18 protein-coding genes are annotated in these 16,704 nt (G+C 45.3%); 7 read left to right on the forward strand and 11 right to left on the reverse strand.

All coding sequences use genetic code 11. From position 1 onward, the window contains the following. Nucleotides 1–120: 120 nt before the first annotated feature. Together H6G17_RS34615 and H6G17_RS34030 are read right to left on the reverse strand one after the other, a co-directional pair. Nucleotides 121–756, reverse strand: coding sequence for an AraC family transcriptional regulator (locus tag H6G17_RS34615; RefSeq protein WP_192157012.1), 636 nt, complete (start codon nucleotides 754–756; stop codon nucleotides 121–123). Nucleotides 757–822: 66 nt separating this feature from the next. Beyond that, a complete protein-coding gene (locus H6G17_RS34030; RefSeq protein WP_277875975.1) occupies nucleotides 823–945 on the reverse strand; it encodes a hypothetical protein in 123 nt (40 codons plus the stop codon). A gap of 339 nt (nucleotides 946–1,284) precedes the next feature. On the opposite strand from H6G17_RS34030, the gene H6G17_RS10970 reads away from it, so the two are divergent. The 3 genes from H6G17_RS10970 to H6G17_RS10980 all read left to right on the forward strand — a co-directional run bounded on the left by H6G17_RS10970 (nucleotide 1,285) and on the right by H6G17_RS10980 (nucleotide 2,011). Then, nucleotides 1,285–1,530, forward strand: a complete 246-nt coding sequence (locus H6G17_RS10970; RefSeq protein WP_192157013.1) for a hypothetical protein — start codon at nucleotides 1,285–1,287, stop codon at nucleotides 1,528–1,530. 65 nt (nucleotides 1,531–1,595) lie between these two features. Beyond that, complete coding sequence (locus tag H6G17_RS10975; RefSeq protein WP_192157015.1) at nucleotides 1,596–1,796, forward strand: hypothetical protein; 201 nt, start codon at nucleotides 1,596–1,598, stop codon at nucleotides 1,794–1,796. Continuing rightward, nucleotides 1,796–2,011 (forward strand): hypothetical protein, encoded by a 216-nt coding sequence (locus H6G17_RS10980; protein ID WP_192157017.1) that lies wholly within the window; start codon nucleotides 1,796–1,798, stop codon nucleotides 2,009–2,011. The genes H6G17_RS10975 and H6G17_RS10980 overlap by 1 nt, the downstream gene beginning before the upstream one ends. Before the next feature lie 369 nt (nucleotides 2,012–2,380). Here H6G17_RS10980 and trxB read toward each other — a convergent pair whose 3' ends face one another. From trxB to zds, 5 genes are all read right to left on the reverse strand, one after another. Further along, a complete protein-coding gene (gene trxB / locus H6G17_RS10985; RefSeq protein WP_192157019.1) occupies nucleotides 2,381–3,748 on the reverse strand; it encodes a thioredoxin-disulfide reductase in 1,368 nt (455 codons plus the stop codon). A 97-nt stretch (nucleotides 3,749–3,845) separates the two neighbouring features. Continuing rightward, entirely contained in the window at nucleotides 3,846–4,814 is a 969-nt protein-coding gene (locus H6G17_RS10990) for an alpha/beta hydrolase (RefSeq protein WP_192157021.1), read from the reverse strand. A gap of 19 nt (nucleotides 4,815–4,833) precedes the next feature. Beyond that, entirely contained in the window at nucleotides 4,834–5,334 is a 501-nt protein-coding gene (locus H6G17_RS10995; protein WP_192157023.1) for a DUF4112 domain-containing protein, read from the reverse strand. A 274-nt stretch (nucleotides 5,335–5,608) separates the two neighbouring features. Next, entirely contained in the window at nucleotides 5,609–6,070 is a 462-nt protein-coding gene (locus tag H6G17_RS11000; protein WP_192157025.1) for an SRPBCC family protein, read from the reverse strand. A gap of 66 nt (nucleotides 6,071–6,136) precedes the next feature. Further along, nucleotides 6,137–7,603, reverse strand: coding sequence for a 9,9'-di-cis-zeta-carotene desaturase (gene zds / locus H6G17_RS11005; RefSeq protein WP_192157027.1), 1,467 nt, complete (start codon nucleotides 7,601–7,603; stop codon nucleotides 6,137–6,139). Between the two features lie 314 nt (nucleotides 7,604–7,917). Here zds and H6G17_RS11010 point away from each other — a divergent pair, with 314 nt between their 5' ends. Further along, complete coding sequence (locus H6G17_RS11010; protein WP_192157029.1) at nucleotides 7,918–9,282, forward strand: NAD(P)/FAD-dependent oxidoreductase; 1,365 nt, start codon at nucleotides 7,918–7,920, stop codon at nucleotides 9,280–9,282. A 175-nt stretch (nucleotides 9,283–9,457) separates the two neighbouring features. Here H6G17_RS11010 and H6G17_RS11015 read toward each other — a convergent pair whose 3' ends face one another. From H6G17_RS11015 to H6G17_RS11025, 3 genes are all read right to left on the reverse strand, one after another. Continuing rightward, the gene (locus tag H6G17_RS11015; protein WP_015153687.1) at nucleotides 9,458–9,766 is read right to left on the reverse strand and encodes a hypothetical protein; all 309 of its coding nucleotides are present in this window, start codon (nucleotides 9,764–9,766) and stop codon (nucleotides 9,458–9,460) included. Nucleotides 9,767–10,141: 375 nt separating this feature from the next. Then, entirely contained in the window at nucleotides 10,142–12,622 is a 2,481-nt protein-coding gene (locus tag H6G17_RS11020) for a bifunctional diguanylate cyclase/phosphodiesterase (RefSeq protein WP_192157031.1), read from the reverse strand. Nucleotides 12,623–12,731: 109 nt separating this feature from the next. Further along, on the reverse strand, nucleotides 12,732–14,291 hold the full coding sequence (locus H6G17_RS11025; RefSeq protein WP_192157033.1) for an NAD(P)H-hydrate dehydratase: 1,560 nt from the start codon (nucleotides 14,289–14,291) through the stop codon (nucleotides 12,732–12,734). A 206-nt stretch (nucleotides 14,292–14,497) separates the two neighbouring features. On the opposite strand from H6G17_RS11025, the gene H6G17_RS11030 reads away from it, so the two are divergent. The 3 genes from H6G17_RS11030 to H6G17_RS11040 all read left to right on the forward strand — a co-directional run bounded on the left by H6G17_RS11030 (nucleotide 14,498) and on the right by H6G17_RS11040 (nucleotide 15,686). After that, nucleotides 14,498–14,914 carry an MAPEG family protein gene (locus H6G17_RS11030; protein ID WP_192157035.1) on the forward strand — a complete coding sequence of 139 codons (417 nt, stop codon included), beginning with the start codon at nucleotides 14,498–14,500 and terminating at the stop codon, nucleotides 14,912–14,914. Nucleotides 14,915–15,094: 180 nt separating this feature from the next. Then, on the forward strand, nucleotides 15,095–15,319 hold the full coding sequence (locus H6G17_RS11035; RefSeq protein ID WP_192157036.1) for a hypothetical protein: 225 nt from the start codon (nucleotides 15,095–15,097) through the stop codon (nucleotides 15,317–15,319). Further along, nucleotides 15,312–15,686 carry a type II toxin-antitoxin system PemK/MazF family toxin gene (locus H6G17_RS11040; RefSeq protein ID WP_192157038.1) on the forward strand — a complete coding sequence of 125 codons (375 nt, stop codon included), beginning with the start codon at nucleotides 15,312–15,314 and terminating at the stop codon, nucleotides 15,684–15,686. The genes H6G17_RS11035 and H6G17_RS11040 overlap by 8 nt, the downstream gene beginning before the upstream one ends. A 59-nt stretch (nucleotides 15,687–15,745) precedes the next feature. Here H6G17_RS11040 and H6G17_RS11045 read toward each other — a convergent pair whose 3' ends face one another. Continuing rightward, nucleotides 15,746–16,525 (reverse strand): hypothetical protein, encoded by a 780-nt coding sequence (locus H6G17_RS11045; RefSeq protein ID WP_192157040.1) that lies wholly within the window; start codon nucleotides 16,523–16,525, stop codon nucleotides 15,746–15,748. Nucleotides 16,526–16,704: the final 179 nt, after the last annotated feature.

Genomic DNA, 16,704 nt, shown 5'->3' on the forward strand with positions numbered 1-16,704 from the left:
CCAAACATACCTCTTGCATCAGCGAGACTGGGGATAGCTTATAGCAGTGATGATTGCCAAATCTTGTAAGCTCCGATCAAAATTTGGGAAATCTGGTGATAAGAAACAACTCAACTTGCTTTAAAGTCGGTTGCGGTATTGGCGAGGTGTTAGGTTTGTATGACGACGGAAGACATTTGTAAAATGACTTTGATCGTAGAAACCAACTGTCTGAGCAATTTCAGCTATTAAGAGTTGTGTATTGACCAAAAGTTCTTTAGCTCGTTCAATACGACATTTCAAAACATACTGATGTAAAGGATCTCCCATACTTTGCTTGAAGAGTTTGCCAAAGTGGTGAACACTTAGCTGAGTCATCTCTGCAAATTCTTCTAACCCCATGTTCTGCTCTAGGTTGACCTGGATGTAGTCGATGACCTGCTGCAATTTGATCCCAGATAATTTTCCTGCTGTAGGAGTATCTAGAACCTCTGTCGAGCAGTGATGCCGCAATAGATGAACTGCCACTAAGTTTTGTAAGGATTCTAAGTAGAGCCGATTGTTCAGGTGGCTGTGCGTCAGTTCCGTATAAAGGGTAAGAGCAAGTTGCTCTAGAAGCGGGTCGCTCATTGCAAAGCGAGCGATTAACTCAATGGGTTGAGGAGTGCGATCGCAATTTTCAATTGCAATTCTTTCCAAAAATGTAGCAGGTAAATATAAATCTAATATTTCAACCTCTGATTCCCATAGCCATTCTGGTTCTCGAAAAGCAGGCACAAAGGTAAATGTACCGGGAAATGTTGCACGACCGATCGGTTTTTCGCCGTCAAGTCGTCGCTCTAATTACCGCTCCAAGTTGCCTGGATTCGCAATGTGAAGGCTGATGCAATGGTCAGGTATGCTAGGATCGACGATGCGGTTTGGTGGTGGTGCATAGGTTGTGCAGTTTGCACGTATTCTACTCATAAAAGTTAGCTCTCAGAGAAGTTTTTCGGAGATAGCGTTAAAGCCATTATCCTCTGCTCCTTAATTTCTTGCAGTGCAGCGGACGACATCGAGATCTTAGCGGCGATGCAAGTGTTACTCGCCGCCGCTGACTAGGAACGTTATGCCGCTTCGGTGTTTGGGAAAGACTCTTCAAGATGGTTGGTGAGGCGATCGCTCAATGAGAGAGTTGCGTTTCAAGTGTTATATAATGCACCGTGCAGGCGGAATCTGGACGCACGGAACGCTGAAAGATTTACTACTTGAGATGCCTTTCGCGTACACTGGTTTATTCCACCTTTTCATGTCTTGAGTTACTTGTTGAAACATGGTGTACCAAACGATTTTTTCCCTAGTGGGCTTTTACCAGATGGAAATGTTCAATATGATGCTGGAATGAGTGGAGGCTGTTCCTGGAAACCTTTTGAGATTACCCAACAGGAGTACGAGGAATTAGTTTTAGATCTACTTACTGCTCCGGGAACGCAGTTTAAGATCTTAGATGCACCACAAGAAATTCAAACTTACAGCCAGTGGGCAGAGTGGAAACTAGAACACTTGAGATAAAGAGAGAAGCGATTTTTACACTCAAGCTATAATCTGAATCAAAGCCAAAGATTTAGAAACCGAGTATGTCAAATCTTGAGCAAATTGAAGCCGCTATCCTTACACTTCCATCAGACGAGTTTCAGCGGCTCAGACAGTGGTTCTTTGACATAGATTACCAGCGTTGGGATAAGCAACTAGAACAAGACATAGCAGACGGTAAATTAGAGGCATTTGCTCGGGAAGCGATCGCTGAGTTTGAAGCGGGTCATTGCCGAGAAATTTGATGCACTATACAACCCAGAAGTTTTGGCAATACTACGACGCATTACCCGAAAGCGTTCAACGAACGGCAGATGAGTGTTACGAGTTGCTTAAAGTTGACCCAGCTCATCCATCCTTGCATTTCAAGAAGTTGGGCAAGAAGTATTGGTCAGTTCGTGCAGGGTTAAGTTATCGAGCTTTGGGTGTTGAAGTCGAGAATGGTATTTCCTGGTTCTGAATTGGAACACATGCAGAATATGACAAGTTGATTGGCAAGTTATAGCACGGCATAATAATCCGGTTGGTTGGAGCGGACTGGCAAAGTTTGTCGGTGTTGTTGCACAGGCTACTTGCAGCCGTTTACTTTAGCCGTTATGTCGCTTCGTTTAATCATGTTGGTAGTCGTTTGAAGAGCGGCTAGCGTTCGAGGATTGAATACTGTGAAGGCGATCGCCAGACGATTAGTTTAATACAGAGGATAGTTCTGCTCGTTTTTGTCGCAATCGAAACGTAAATTGTATGATAACAATTGCATAAAATAATGAGTTGTAAAAACGCAATTTACGTCTCTACAACCCACTGAATTTTCTATCACCAGCGGCAAAAATTAATTCAGATAGCTTTCAATCAACTGGCGATATTGACTCTTTTGCTTCACGCCTTTGGTTTCACTCAGCAACTCTTTATCTTTAAAGAATTGAATCGTTGGCGTTCCCGTGACTTGAGCGTTTTCGGCAATATCGGGATCTGCTTGAATGTCGATTTCGACAAAGTGAATTTTGCCGTCAAACTCATCAACAACTTTATTCAAAATCGGTTTGAGCGTGTGGCAAGGACCGCATCCAGGCGAGACATATTTCACCATCAGCAGGCGATCGCTATCATGAAATAGTTTGCGTAAAGCATAACCACCATAATGCCGCGTCTGAGCTAGATCGAATTCTTCTGGGGTGGCGGCTTGCTTGGCTTGATGTTCTAATTCGTTATTGGGAGTTTCCGGCTTTTGATGGAATTCTTGGATCGATCCATTTGCAGACAGCCACCGCTCTGCTAGCATTGCTCCCATACAACCGCTACCAGCAGCCGTAATCGCTTGGCGATATTCGTGGTCTTGCACGTCTCCAGCCGCGAATACTCCTTCGACACTGGTTTCTACAGAACCATGCTTGGTGACGATGTATCCTACATCATCTAATTCCAGTTGACCTTTAAATAAAGATGTGTTGGGATTGTGACCGATCGCGTAGAATAAACCCCGCACGTCTAGCTTACTTTCTTCGCCTGTTTTGTTATTACGGATCAGCAAGCCTTCCATGTGCTTGTCATTACCAAACACATCTACGACTTCCGTATTCCAATGAACAGTAATTTTGGGATTATTCAAAACGCGGTCTTGCATCGCTTTACTAGCACGCATTTTGTCACCCCGCACTAACATATTTACCTCATCGCCATATTTGGTCAGGTAGATCGATTCTTCGGCGGCGGAGTCACCAGCACCAATCACGGCTAATTTTGCTCTGTGAAAGATTGGAGTAGCGCCATCACAGATCGCACAAGCTGATATACCTCGGCTCCAAAACTGGTGTTCGCAAGGCAGTCCCAAACGCTTAGCTGTGGCTCCAGTAGCGATGACGATGCTATTCGTCTTAAATTCTCGCTCCTCAGAACGGACGGTAAACGGACGCTGCGACAAGTCAACTGCAATTACGTCCTCAGTGTATAACTCTGCTCCCCAGCGTTCTGCCTGAGCCTTCATCCGATCCATTAGTTCCGGTCCTGTAATTCCTTCTGGAAAACCAGGAAAGTTTTCTACTTCTGTCGTCGTCATCAGCTGCCCACCAGGTAAGCCCCCTGCTTGGAAGCCTTCAAAGACAACAGGTTTGAGGTTTGCCCGCGCCGCATAGATTGCTGCGGTGTATCCAGCGGGTCCAGAGCCAATAATCACTAAGTTCTCAACAGCAGGATTGGTCATAGGGGTATATATGAACTCATAACGACTACGCTTTTATTATTATAGCAAGAGTCGTAGGGAAGTCAAAAGTCAAAAGTCAAAACCTAGAAATCAGGAGTCATAATTTTTCTCCCTCAGCTCCCCCAGCTCTCTTCCCCGACTCCCAACTCCCCCTCAGAAACTCTAATACTGCTGCATTCACTGCTTGATTCGCACCGGCTGAGGCATCATGTCCGCAATTGGGAAGAATTTTTAATTGAGCGTTGGGAATGCGCGATCGCAATTTCTCACCATCGCTACACGGAAACCAGCTATCTTGTTTTCCCCATAAAATTAGGGTTGGACATTTAATTTTGTGCAAATGATTTTGAATCTTAGTAATTAAACTGGGTTTTTTTGCTTGCAAGTGTTCGATTTCTGCTGCCGCAATTTGTAAGTCTTCTGCAACTTTGGCGATCGTCCCAGGAAATTCTACAAACGGATAGGTAAGCCAATAGACATCTTCGTCCGTCAAAGTTGAGGGGTCGAATAGTACAGATCGCCGCTCTAATCGCATCAATTCCCGCATGACGGGGGCAAAAAAATATGGAAACCGAGTTGAGTCGATCGCTTTGACGATTTCTGTTGGTAATTGCGACAGCAACCACATACCCCAATGCGGTAAGCGTTCGGGAAAAATTGGAACATTGACAACGATCAACTTTTCGATCAGTTGAGGATAAGCAAGCGCAAGCCCCAAACTCACTAATGCACCTAGCGATTCTGCAACGATGATGGCTGGTTCGTTGCACAAGCCGCTCACAATCCGCGATAGCTCGATCAATTGGTGATCGTGCCTTTCTCTGCGTATAGGCTTTTCCGAAAACCCGTAACCTTTGGCATCGAAACAAATCACGCGAAAGTATTTTGATAAGGGTTCGACGCTATAACGCCAGTTGTAACTCCAACTGCCAATTCCATGTATTAAAAATAGTGGCTTACCCGTGCCTTTCTCTCCGTAAGATATAGACACTGGGTAGCCATTCGCATCAATAATTTTTAATGTTTGTCTCCCCTGGGGAAATGTCGCCTGCCACCAGTCCTTCATTCCTGTCTTAAAACCTCAATTAGCTAGTCACTGCATTTAAGAGCAGTTTAAAAACTAGCACACTAAAGGTTACTAAACCTATACCAATAATTAAGAACCCTACCACCAGTAAAAACATCAACCAGCGATTTGCAGGCTTGCTGATATTTGTTACCCCTAAATGTGTTTCTATTAGCTCCAAGTTCTTAACGTTGGCTTTCCAGGCAAAATCAAACCAATCACCCACAATTGGGACAGTACCAACTACGCTTTCTAACAGAATATTACTCACCATTTTTCCCAATGTCTCTTTGGGGAGTCCCAAGCGCACGGCTTCCAGTACGATATATGCAGAAAGCGCCGTGCCGATAAAATCTCCCGCTCCTGGTAGCAATCCTAAAATGGGGTCTAAACCGATGCGAAACTTCGTCCCTGGAATTGCGATCGCATTATCCATTAGGTGTGTTAGTTTACGCAAGCGTTGAATAATAGCAAGTCGGGGATGATTTGTCACAACAGGAATTGGCGAAGTCCGAGACATAATGAGGGGTGAGGAGTTAGGGGCTAGGGGCTAGGGAAAATAACTCGATTATTGACTGCAAATTGAACTTTGGCACAAAGGCTATTACTGTCAATCTAAACATAGCTGAATACACTATGGGTTGTACCTATAGCCATATTTACCTAGCAATAGGGTGTGAAATGTGGGTATTGTCACTTACTACTGCTGTACGGGCGAGTTTACCTGAAATCTCGGTTACAAACAAAGTTTTTTGGTGAACCCGCCCCTACAACCATCAACTAATAACTAACAACTAACAACTAACCCCTTGCTTTTGGGCTTGAGCTTGGAGGGCATAATCGCGAAATCTTTCCATATTAGCTTGCAGCGTAGATTCAACTGCACGACCTAAAAATAGGCTATCCATAATTTTGCCTAAAATACCAGGAAAGGCATAGGCGACGCTGAGCTTAACAATAGTACTAGTGTGGCGATCGTAAAACCGAATTGCGCCTTGATTGGGCAGACCATCCACAGATTCCCATTGAATAATTTGATTTGGTACTTTCTTCAAAATGCGCGAATGCCAGTCGAACTGCAGTCCCCCCGTATTTAAATGCCAGCGTGACAAATCAGGGTTATCCTCCAGCACTTTTACCGACTCAATCCACTTCATCCAACGCGGCATCTGCTCTAGATCTGACCACAATTCCCATACTTGGTCAACGGGAACTGGCACTTCAACCTGTACGCTATGCTCTAACCACTCTGGCATTGACTGTTCCTCTGCGTTGTTTAGTGTCTGTGCGGTATCGCTGGAAGCTACTACCGCGCCTGCGTTCTATACAGCTGACAACTCACCTTGGCTGGCTAGTTTTTCACTTGCCAGAATTGCTTTCGCTGCCAATCGTCCCGAAAGTGTTGCCCCTTCCATACTATCGATGTAGTCTTGCTGGGTGTAGCTCCCCGCTAGGAAGAAATTTGCTACTGGCGTAGTTTGATAGGGACGATACGGTTCCATCCCTGGTGCTTCGCGATAGAGAGACTGCGCTAACTTGACGACGCTATGCCAAGTCATATTTAACTCCCGCGACGAGGGGAATAGTTCGTGGACTTGCTTGAGGACGTGTTGAGCGATCGCCTCGTTACTTTCTTTAATAAAAGGATCGCCTGGTGTCAGTACCAGTTGCAATAAAGAACCCTGTCCCTCGCGGTAATAATCTGTCGGGCTAGTTAAAGCCAAGTCGGCAAAACAAGAAAAGTCGGCATCCGGCGTATACAGTAAATTATCGATGCCTGCGGCTTGCTGCAATTGCTGGCGTTTTTGTGCGTCTTGCAGTTCTGTCACCCAACCATCAAACCGCAATTGTACCGTTGCAACTGGTACTGCTTCTAACTTATAAATGTTGTCAAATTGCGACCATTGCCGCCATGCAGCAGGTAAGAGCCGTTGAATTCCCGGGACATCGCAAGCACAGACATAGGCATCGGCGGTAATTGTTTCTTCTGTCTCGCCACTAGCAACGACTATGCCCGTAACGCGGGTTTCTCCTCTGTCTTCGGCAAACTGAATTTCTCTGACTCGCCGCCGCGTGAAAATTTTGACCTGCCTATCCTCTAAATATTTCACAATTGGTTTGTGCAAGAATTCATCTGGCGAACCTTCCAACATCCGCAACACCGAAGCCTCGCTTCTAGCAGCAAACATTTGAAAAATTGTCAACATGCAACGAGCAGAAATATGTTCGCAGTCGATAAAACCCAAAGCATAGGCAATTGGGTTCCACATCCGTTTGATACTGCCATTACTGCCACCCTGACGGCGGAACCAGTCAGCAAAACTGATGTTGTCGAGGCTGCGGATTATTTTCATTGCCCCCTCGAAGTCGATTAAACCCCTTACTATAGGGCTAGTACCGAGGGCGATCGCATTTTGCACTTTATCTTGTAGTGACAGTTGGGAAGTCGTGAAAAAGGCTTTTAATCCATTAAATGGCGCACCTGTAATAAAGCGAAAATCTAACGCTCCGGTGCGTCCGCCTTTATTAATAAAATTATGGACGTGTTCTTTTCGCAGTAAGTGTTCAAATGCCCCTACTTGCTTCATTAATTCAAATAGCTGGTAATAATTGCCAAAAAAGACGTGCAACCCCATCTCAACATGGTTGCCATCGGGATCTATCCAACTCCCGACTTTTCCACCTACAAAAGGGCGAGACTCATAAATCTCTACTTCCCAGCCAGCATCCGCCAACGTGACGGCAGTTGCTAGCCCAGCCAGCCCCGCACCGACAATCACAACCCGCATGTGTTATATTTCCCGCTCAGTTTCTTTACGTATATTAACAGGGAGCAGGGAGCAGGGAGTAGGAGGGATAAGGGGAGAAGGGGGACAAGGCGGACAAGGAGAAGTTAATATCTTCTTCCCCTGCTCTCTGCTCCCTGCTCCCTGCTCCCTAATAACTGACAACTGGTAACTGTCGCTACGTTCGGATAGTGGCAATCGCAGTAATCTGGGATTAAAATCTGTGAAGCAAGTATTGGCAAAGGTACAGATCTTTGCTTAATGACGCTACAAAGCTCTGTAGGTAGTAAAAGTAGAGAAAATTTAGCATCTAACTTATGGTAGAACCTATGAAAACTCCTCATAAAGTTGTCATCGTTGGTGGCGGCTTTGCTGGGCTGTATGCAGCCAAAGCATTAGGGAAAAGTGGTTTCGATGTCACTTTAGTGGATAAGCGGAATTTTCATCTGTTTCAACCCCTGCTCTATCAAGTTGCTACGGGGAGTCTATCCCCAGCCGATATTTCGTCGCCGTTGCGGGCGATTTTGAATCGACAAAAAAACACTAGAGTGCTGATGGGCGAAGTCATCGATCTCGATCCTCAACAGCAAAAAATTATTTTGCGGAATGGAGAATTAGCCTACGATAGCCTGATTGTCGCGACTGGGGTAAGTCACCATTATTTCGGTAACGATAACTGGGCAGAAGTTGCACCAGGACTCAAAACTGTAGAAGATGCTTTAGAAATGCGGCGGCGAATCTTTCTAGCTTTTGAAGCAGCGGAAAAGGAAACCGATCCAGAAAAACGTCGTGCTTGGTTGACTTTTGCGATCGCGGGCGGGGGACCAACTGGAGTAGAATTAGCTGGGGCGATCGCGGAGCTTGCTTACAGTACTTTAAAGCGCGATTTCCGCAATATTGACACCAAAGAAACCCGAATCTTGCTGATAGAGGGTATGGATCGCATCCTACCACCCTACGATCCAAAGTTATCGGCTCAAGCGGCGCACTCTTTAGAGCGATTGGGCGTAACGATCAAAACCAAGACTTTAGTTACGAACGTCACCGAGGATGCTGTGACGATTCGTCAAGGCGATCGTGTCGAATCTATTCCCACTCGCACAGTTTTATGGGCAGCGGGTGTGAAAGCTTCATCAATGGGAGAAGCGATCGCCCAACGCACGGGGGCGCAACTCGATCGGGCAGGACGAGTTATAGTCGAACCCGATTTGAGTCTACCTAACTATTCAAATATCTTCATCATCGGCGATTTAGCCAATTATTCGCACCAAGATGACAAATCTCTGCCAGGAGTCGCACCCGTAGCCATGCAAGAAGGGCATTACGTAGCAGAACTGATCCAACGCAGGCTTCAGGGACAAGCTGTTACTCCTTTCCGCTACGTTGATATCGCTAGCCTAGCCGTGATCGGACGCAATGCCGCAGTGGTAGATTTACGTTTCGTCAAGTTTTCAGGAATTTTTGCTTGGTTAATTTGGCTGTTCGTGCATATTTACTACCTCATTGAATTTGACAATAAGTTGGTAGTAATTTTCCAGTGGGGCTGGAACTATTTCACCCGCAAGCGAGGAGCGAGGTTAATTACTGGCGAAGAATCATTACTCCAGTTAGGAATTGATGAAAATGGTAATTATTACGCGCCATCAGGCGATCGCGCGAACGTAGTTACTACTCACACCTAGTTACGTTGTCGGCTTGATGGTTTGTCATTAGTCATTCGTCATTTGTCATTGGTACGCACAAAGGACTATTGACAACTGACTAATGATTCATTGGTTATTGGTAAGTCTACAAATGATAAGCGAGAAGTCGTAAGTCGTAACTAAGAATGCTAATCATTCACAAATGACGAATGACTCAATTATTAGCAAGATTGCTGGCAACGCAGCCAAACATAAACTTCTTGACTTCTTTGGGAATTTTGCCAGTTGCTCTGTACTTTTTTTCTAGTTTAGAGAACTGTTCGAGATCGTAGTCGTCTTGAATGCGATCGAGGACGCAAGCACAGACTTGTTTTTTACCGCTTTTTTCCGTGCATTCCTGCATAAAACTTTGTACGACTTCTGCCGGGTATGCATTGGTATTTGCTTCAGCCCGAACCAATGTAGGAAAGAAAAATGTGGCAGTAGAGAGAAGTGTGTATGTGAGTTGCTTTCCAGTCAGCATTTTCCGTTTAAGTTCAAAAAAATTTCATGAAGCAGACAAATCAAACATAATTTATCCGCACATTTTCTGGGTCAGAAAAATTACTGAAATTAAGATATTCTTAATTGGAAATCAGCGATCGTTAAGTATTAATAGGGAAGTGTCAACAAATAATACAAGTTAAAAACATTGATAAAAATCTCGCAATTGGCGATCGCCTGTGTCAGGATGAAAAGTTACAGATTTATCAGTTATCAGTTATCAGTAAGAGCGTGAAGAAAGGGTGTAGGGTGTGGCGCGCGGGGAATTAGTAGTTGGTAATTGGTTATTGTTCTTCCTTGTCTTCCTTGTCCCCCTTGTCTTCCTTGTCCCCTTCAGCTCCCTCAGCTCTTCTTCCTACCATTGCAGATTTTGACTCAGTAAGGCTGTTGCTGCTTCCCCATCTACAGCAGGAGAGAAAAAATAGCCTTGTGCGTATTCGGACTGTAAAGCTCGCAGTCGGGTAAGTTGTGTTGCGGTTTCTACTCCTTCGGCTGTCACCTCTAGTTCGAGTTGGCGAGCGAGAGTGAGGATAGTTTTCACAAGGGGAACGTTGTCAGCACTTTCAATTTGTGCCACAAAGGAGCGATCGACCTTTAAACCGTGAATCGGAAAGTGGTAGAGCCGCCCTAGAGATGAGTATCCCGTGCCAAAGTCATCGATCCATAATTGCACACCTAAATTTCGTAACTGCCAGAGGAGATCGGTTGCGGCTCCGGCTCCATCCATAATTGCGCCTTCAGTAATCTCTAGGTGCAAGCATTCGGCACTTAATTCTGTATCCTGTAAAGCTTGCTGTACTTGCTGGCTGAGCTGGGGTTGACTGAACTGCTTGCCAGAAATATTTACACTCATCGTTAAAGGTGCGATCGCGGGAAATTGCCTTTGCCACTGAGCTAATTGAGCGCAAGCCTTGTAGAGTACCCACTGACACATGCGGTTAATCAGTCCCGCCTCCTCTGCGGCGTGGATAAATTGGCTGGGGTTTTGCAAACCGTATTGGGGATGTTGCCAGCGAATCAAAGCCTCAAAACCGACAATTCTACCTGTAGCTAGCGAGATAATTGGTTGATAGTACAGGCGAAACTCTTGTCGTTCCACAGCATTTCTTAGATCTGTTTCCAATTGCAACAGTGCTACTGCCCTAGCGTGCATGTCAGGGTTAAATATCTGATAGCCTGACGTTCCCTGACTTTTGGCGCGATACATGGCAAGATCGGCATCTCGCAGTACGTCTTCGGAGTTTTCATAACCAGTGCTACTCAAGGCAATACCAATACTGGCAGCGGTGAAAACTTCCTGTCTGTCTAAGTTAAATGGCAAGGCGAGAGCAGTATTGACTCGTTCGGCAACGCGAATCGCATCGCTCACATCGGTAATATCCTCGATCAGAATTGTAAATTCGTCTCCCCCGAGCCGCGCTATAGTATCTACGGGACGCAAACATTCTTTGAGACGCTCGCCGAGCGCTATGAGTAAGCGATCGCCCAGTAAATGCCCTAAGCTATCGTTAATCACCTTGAAGCGGTCTAAATCTAGAAACAAAACGGCGAAAAAATCTTCTGAATGCCTTTTGTGATGCTCGATCGCTAATTGCAAGCGATCCATAAACAGCACGCGATTGGGTAAACCCGTGAGCGGATCGTGAAATGCATTCTGCCGCAATTGTGCTTCTGCTTGTTTCAATTGAGTAATGTCGCGGCAAATCATATTCAGTTCTACAGGTGTTCCCGTTGCATCTAAAATTAATTTGCTGCGTTCGCGAATCCAAATTACAGAACCATCTTTACGCACTTTCCGCAGTTCGGTTTCGCTTGTCATCACTCTGTCAAGAAAAATGCTCTCCATCCACTGCCGTACCCAAGGAAGATCGGCTTCGTAAATTATCATCCAAGTCGAACTACCGATCAGTTCTTCTTGGCTATAGCCTAAATGTTCAGCACTGAACTGATTTGCCGATTTAATTATGCCATCAGGAGTAATGGACAAGTAAACATCGGGAGCTAGATCGAACAGCTCTTGATATCGCTTTTCACTTTCTCGTAATGCTTCAGCTCTAGCATTTTCGGCGCTGATGTGTTGACCGAAATAAGAAGCCAAGCCGCCTAAAAATAGAATAGCCAAAGTTGCAGCACCAATTGTAATTGCCAGCACGTAGTTATTAGTGCCAGCAGGTATCTGACTTAATTTTTTAACACTGGGATAGAAATTGACTGCCGCCATCGCCAGATAGTGCATTCCATTAATCCCAGTTCCTGCTAATATGGCACTTCCTAGCTTGCGACAACTCTCAGCTGGAACCAGATGTTTAGCAGTCGGATGGAATGTCAGCCATAAGCCACAGAAAGATAGACCAACCGCACATAGATTGGAAAGAGTAACGAACCGCAGATCGTAGACTGGTTCTGCTGCTACCAGCATCGCGTGCATAGCAGTGTAGTGCATACCGATCGTGGCAAGTCCGACAAAAAAACTACCAGATAACAGCGATAGCCACTTCAACGGCAACTGACTAACGAGAAATAGCCCCAATCCAGCAGTAGCGATCGCTACTACCATTGAAAGTAAAACGATTCCAAAGTTGTAAGAGATGGGAATTGGTAGTTGATAGGCAAGCATAGCAACAAAATGCATTGCCCAGACACTAATTCCTAAAGCGATCGCGCCGCCAACCGTCCAACACCTCCACGCATTTCCCCGCGCATAAATGACTTGTCCAGCCAAATCTAGCGCCGTGTAAGCGCCAAAAATCGCGATCGCCAGCGAAAGGAAAACCACCCGTAAATCGTAGGTGGCGCTTAAAGCTCTACTTATCTGAATGACTTCCCGGTCTACCATACTTGCTGCTGAGGTTTTGGCAGCAGAAAACTCTGCCGTATGCTACTTCCTTTCAGCTTGCCATTCGAGTAAGTGATTGTCCTCCCTCAAAAAGTATGATTTTTAACGACTATCCTACAGATTGATGCAGAACTGGAATCAAAAACTGCGTCAATGTAAATGCATCGACTCCGATTTGAGTTCTTTCTCGTTCTGCTAAAATGCCAGCTTGGGAGTGCCACCATGCCGCACACGCCGCGATCGCATCTACTGAGATATGTTGTGCGGTTGCCTGGGCGAGCAGTCCCCCCAGTAATCCAGTTAAAACATCGCCACTTCCACCCCGTGCTAATGCAGGCGTACTCTCAGGATTAATCCAGACTTGACCTGATGGATTGGCGATCGCCGTCCTCGCTCCCTTAAGTAATACCACTGCTTTGCTCGTCTGTGCTGCTTCTCGTACAGCACTAATGCGGTCTTGCATCGGGCTAGGAGCATCGGGAAATAACCGCTTAAACTCTCCTGCATGAGGTGTGAGGACGGTTGGAGACGATCGCCGCGATAACTTTTGCGTCCCCAAAATGGCAAGAATATTCAAACCGTCTGCATCCAGAACTAGGGGGCAATCGTTGTTCAATACTCCCTGGATAATCGGCGTGGCTTCTAAAGTCAGACCGGGACCGCAGGCAATAGCTTGAAATGTTTCTAAATCGGTTCCTTCTGGTAAATCGAGCTGGGCGATCGCGCCATTATCAGTTTCGGGACAACCTACAACTAATGCTTCAGGGAGTTGCGCGTTCAGCAGGGGTTTGATCGATTCAGGCACGGCGATTGACAGCATTCCGACACCACTTGCTCTAGCACCTAAAGCTGTCAGTAATGCGCCACCAGCATAGCGTCGCGAACCGCAAATGAGTAACAAATGCCCTTGTTTGTACTTGTGAGTGACTGGCGGACGAGTCAGGGGAAGAGTGGCGATCGCCAAGTCACTCGTCACGCGCTTGACTTTAGGTGCTTCCAAAACAGCGTGTATATCTGCTGCGGGAATGTCAAAATCGATCAGTTCTGCCGTACCGATATACTCTAATGCTCGATCTTGTAATAATCCTTGCTTCCACAATCCCAAACAAAAAGTTCGCGTTGCTTTAACTGCTTTTCCTAGCACTTCTCCTGTATCTGTATGCAACCCAGAAGGGAGATCGATGCTGAGAATAGGCATAGACCAGCGGTCGAGTTGGTGAATATCTGAGGCGATTGGCTCGGTGATTTGGCGTTCCATGCCAAACCCAAATAAGCCATCAATTAACAAGTCACAATCTTGCAAGGGAGCGATCGCCTCAAAATGTGGAATGCCCAAACTCTTAACATACTGTGCGTGTCGATCGGTTAATTCTTTTAATTTGGCGATCGGACGGTAGATGAGAACTTCATACCCTTGGAAATGTAGCTCTCGCGCCACCACTAAAGCATCACCACCATTATGTCCTGGTCCTACCAGCACGCCGACCCGCCGTATCTGCGGATAGGGATACAATGTCTGCACTCGTCGGGCGATCGCGCCCCCTACTTTTTCCATCAAAGCTGCTACTGGCATTCCCGCAGCAAATATCCGCGCCTCAATCTGGCGCATCTGCTCAGCCGTAACTACGACTTGCTCAATTTGTTTGCGTCTAGATCGTTCTGGTAGCAAAGCTCAAATCCAAAGCTTACTTTATCTAGACTACCAGCCTTATCGAGCTACAGCTTAACGCTTGAGTCATAAAGCTTGAGGCGATCGGTTTTTCGGGTCGTGCTGCGATCGCATATCAGCAGCAACTATATGCACTCCAGGATGATTGAAAGCAATTTCGTGAAGAACGCTATAGTAGCAGCAGTCTCTTTACCAGGACAGATTGTATGTATTCAGTCATGCGTACTGTAGATATGACGTTTCCTCTCTGGGGTTTAGTAATTTTCATCGGATGGACGATCGCTGTCGTTGTCTCTTTGATTGTTGTGAGAATTCGACATCTCTCTGCTGGTGGCTCTGCTAAAGATTTCGCCACACCAAATGATGAAAGCTTGCTCTGGCGGTTATATCGCGTACAAGCTAACTTGGTGGAGAACCTACCTTTATATTTAGGAGTTGTGTTTTTACTGACAGTTCGAGGCGTATCTGGAACAGCGGTAGATTCACTTGTTGTCGCATACATCGTATTTCGGCTAGCACACTCACTGATTCACATAGCTGGCTTAAATCCGTTGTATCGAGTTTTCTGTTTAGGCATTCAGTTTGTTTGCTTGGTCGCCTTAATTTGTTTAGCAGTTTTCTAAGTTCCCGTCACCTCACCCACCATTAGCTCTAGACCTTGGCTATGCCAATTGTAGTGACACTGCCCACCCTACTTTTTTGATGCTGCTTGCAAACCGTCTAAGGTTAGCCTTGATAATATGATGTAAGATTCAATAGTATGATAATTTAATCCTACTCAAACATAGTAGACAGATAGAATTGTGAGCAAGAAAGTTAGTATTACTTTAGACGATGACATTCTACATTTTGTAGATAGCATAGCTAGCAATCGTAGTAGCTTCATAAATGATGTTCTCTGGAAAGAAAAAAGGAGAATTTTTATGCAAGAGCTAGCGGATGCTTACAAAGATCAGGCTAATGACCCAGAGTTTCAGGCAGAGAGTTCTGTTTGGGATATCACTATGGAAGACGGTCTCAATGCCTAATGGAACGTTAACTTATAAGCGAGGAGAGATCTGGTGGGTTAATCTAAAACCTGTAGTTGGCAGTGAAACCGATAAAGAGCGTCCTTGTCTCATTTTGCAAAATGATATTGGCAATCAAAACGGGGCAACGACAATCGTTGCTCCTTTATTGCCAGGAACAAAGGCATATCCATTTGTTGTTAATGTTGTTCCAACCTTGCAAAACGGACTAGATCGAGAGCGATACGTTAACTTAAGTCAAATGAGAGCCGTAGACGCTCAGAGATTTAAGCGTAAACAGGGTGTTTTAGAGGAGATTTATTGGGAAAAAATTGAGAGAGCCATATGCATTGAACTTGGCTTTGGTTCAGCGTTCAAATCTATATAGCTTGCCAAACAAATGTTTTACTAAATAGTAGGATCGCCTCACCAATCACCTCAAAATACTCACTGTCCGTAATAAACTCGCGCCCTTCTCAGTCCTGAAGCTCGTAAATAGCGCCGCCAATTTTCGGCTTGTTCTTTTGCCAAAAATGGTCCCACTCTTACGTGAGTGCGCGGTTCTTGGCGCTGACTAATTCTGACTGGCATTCCCATTCTCAACTGTTGTATTCGCTGCTCGATCGCACCTAATTTGTCTTGTTTAGCAGGAATGACAACAAAATAAAATTTACCAGTAAAATCTGTATCTTCTCCAGTTGCCAGATTGACAATTCGCGCATCAATGCCTTGAGATTCTAGGGCGATCGCTAGTTTTTGGGCATTAGCAGTTTGTTGAAATATTCCTGCCTGAATCACGTTTCTTTGTTGATACTGGCGCACGAATGCCGATGGCTCAAACTGTTTGATTCGTTGTAGCATCAATGCATTCGGATTATTCACGTAAACTAAGTAATTCGTAGTGCGAGGAGTAGGTACGGGATTTATGGGTACGGGTTTAACTAGTGAGGGATTAACTGGCACAGACGAAGGTGCTTGGAAGTCAAGTTCGCGGGGAGTGAAATTAGAATTAGAAATTCGGAGTACTCGCCCTTCAGGCGAGAAGCGAGCTACGTAATTCGGAATTGTTTTTTTGTTTTCAGCTACGGGTTGCATTTCAGTGGCGTTAGCAACTACTGTCAACCATGTTCCTACTAATAAAGTTACGGCTGGGGCGATCGCCAGGTTCCACCTTATATCTAAATTAAAAAGTTTGGCTACTATTGGAGATTGATTGTGCCGCTTCATCGTAGCTAGCCTTGTGCTTCAAGTCGAGTAGTTATTGAATATAAAACAATTTTTGTTGCATTCCCACCCACTGAGCTGAAAAATAGCTTTTGAGCTGTGTGCGAGCAACAAAAATATAAAGAAAAAATTAACCTACCCTCACTCTTACCCCCAGAGCATTTCTGCGGAAACTTTTTCTA

It is taken from the genome of Chroococcidiopsis sp. [FACHB-1243] (genome assembly GCF_014696895.1).
Classification (GTDB): Bacteria; Cyanobacteriota; Cyanobacteriia; order Cyanobacteriales; family Chroococcidiopsidaceae; genus Chroococcidiopsis.

Bases quoted from the DNA above. Each gene is read 5' to 3' on its own strand.
- H6G17_RS34030 (WP_277875975.1), bottom strand. From the start codon at position 945: ATGAGTAGAATACGTGCAAACTGCACAACCTATGCACCACCACCAAAC.
- H6G17_RS10975 (WP_192157015.1), top strand. From the start codon at position 1,596: ATGTCAAATCTTGAGCAAATTGAAGCCGCTATCCTTACACTTCCATCA.
- H6G17_RS10980 (WP_192157017.1), top strand. From the start codon at position 1,796: ATGCACTATACAACCCAGAAGTTTTGGCAATACTACGACGCATTACCC.
- trxB (WP_192157019.1), bottom strand. From the start codon at position 3,748: ATGACCAATCCTGCTGTTGAGAACTTAGTGATTATTGGCTCTGGACCC.
- H6G17_RS10990 (WP_192157021.1), bottom strand. From the start codon at position 4,814: ATGAAGGACTGGTGGCAGGCGACATTTCCCCAGGGGAGACAAACATTA.
- H6G17_RS10995 (WP_192157023.1), bottom strand. From the start codon at position 5,334: ATGTCTCGGACTTCGCCAATTCCTGTTGTGACAAATCATCCCCGACTT.
- H6G17_RS11000 (WP_192157025.1), bottom strand. From the start codon at position 6,070: ATGCCAGAGTGGTTAGAGCATAGCGTACAGGTTGAAGTGCCAGTTCCC.
- zds (WP_192157027.1), bottom strand. From the start codon at position 7,603: ATGCGGGTTGTGATTGTCGGTGCGGGGCTGGCTGGGCTAGCAACTGCC.
- H6G17_RS11010 (WP_192157029.1), top strand. From the start codon at position 7,918: ATGGTAGAACCTATGAAAACTCCTCATAAAGTTGTCATCGTTGGTGGC.
- H6G17_RS11015 (WP_015153687.1), bottom strand. From the start codon at position 9,766: ATGCTGACTGGAAAGCAACTCACATACACACTTCTCTCTACTGCCACA.
- H6G17_RS11020 (WP_192157031.1), bottom strand. From the start codon at position 12,622: ATGGTAGACCGGGAAGTCATTCAGATAAGTAGAGCTTTAAGCGCCACC.
- H6G17_RS11030 (WP_192157035.1), top strand. From the start codon at position 14,498: ATGTATTCAGTCATGCGTACTGTAGATATGACGTTTCCTCTCTGGGGT.
- H6G17_RS11040 (WP_192157038.1), top strand. From the start codon at position 15,312: ATGCCTAATGGAACGTTAACTTATAAGCGAGGAGAGATCTGGTGGGTT.
- H6G17_RS11045 (WP_192157040.1), bottom strand. From the start codon at position 16,525: ATGAAGCGGCACAATCAATCTCCAATAGTAGCCAAACTTTTTAATTTA.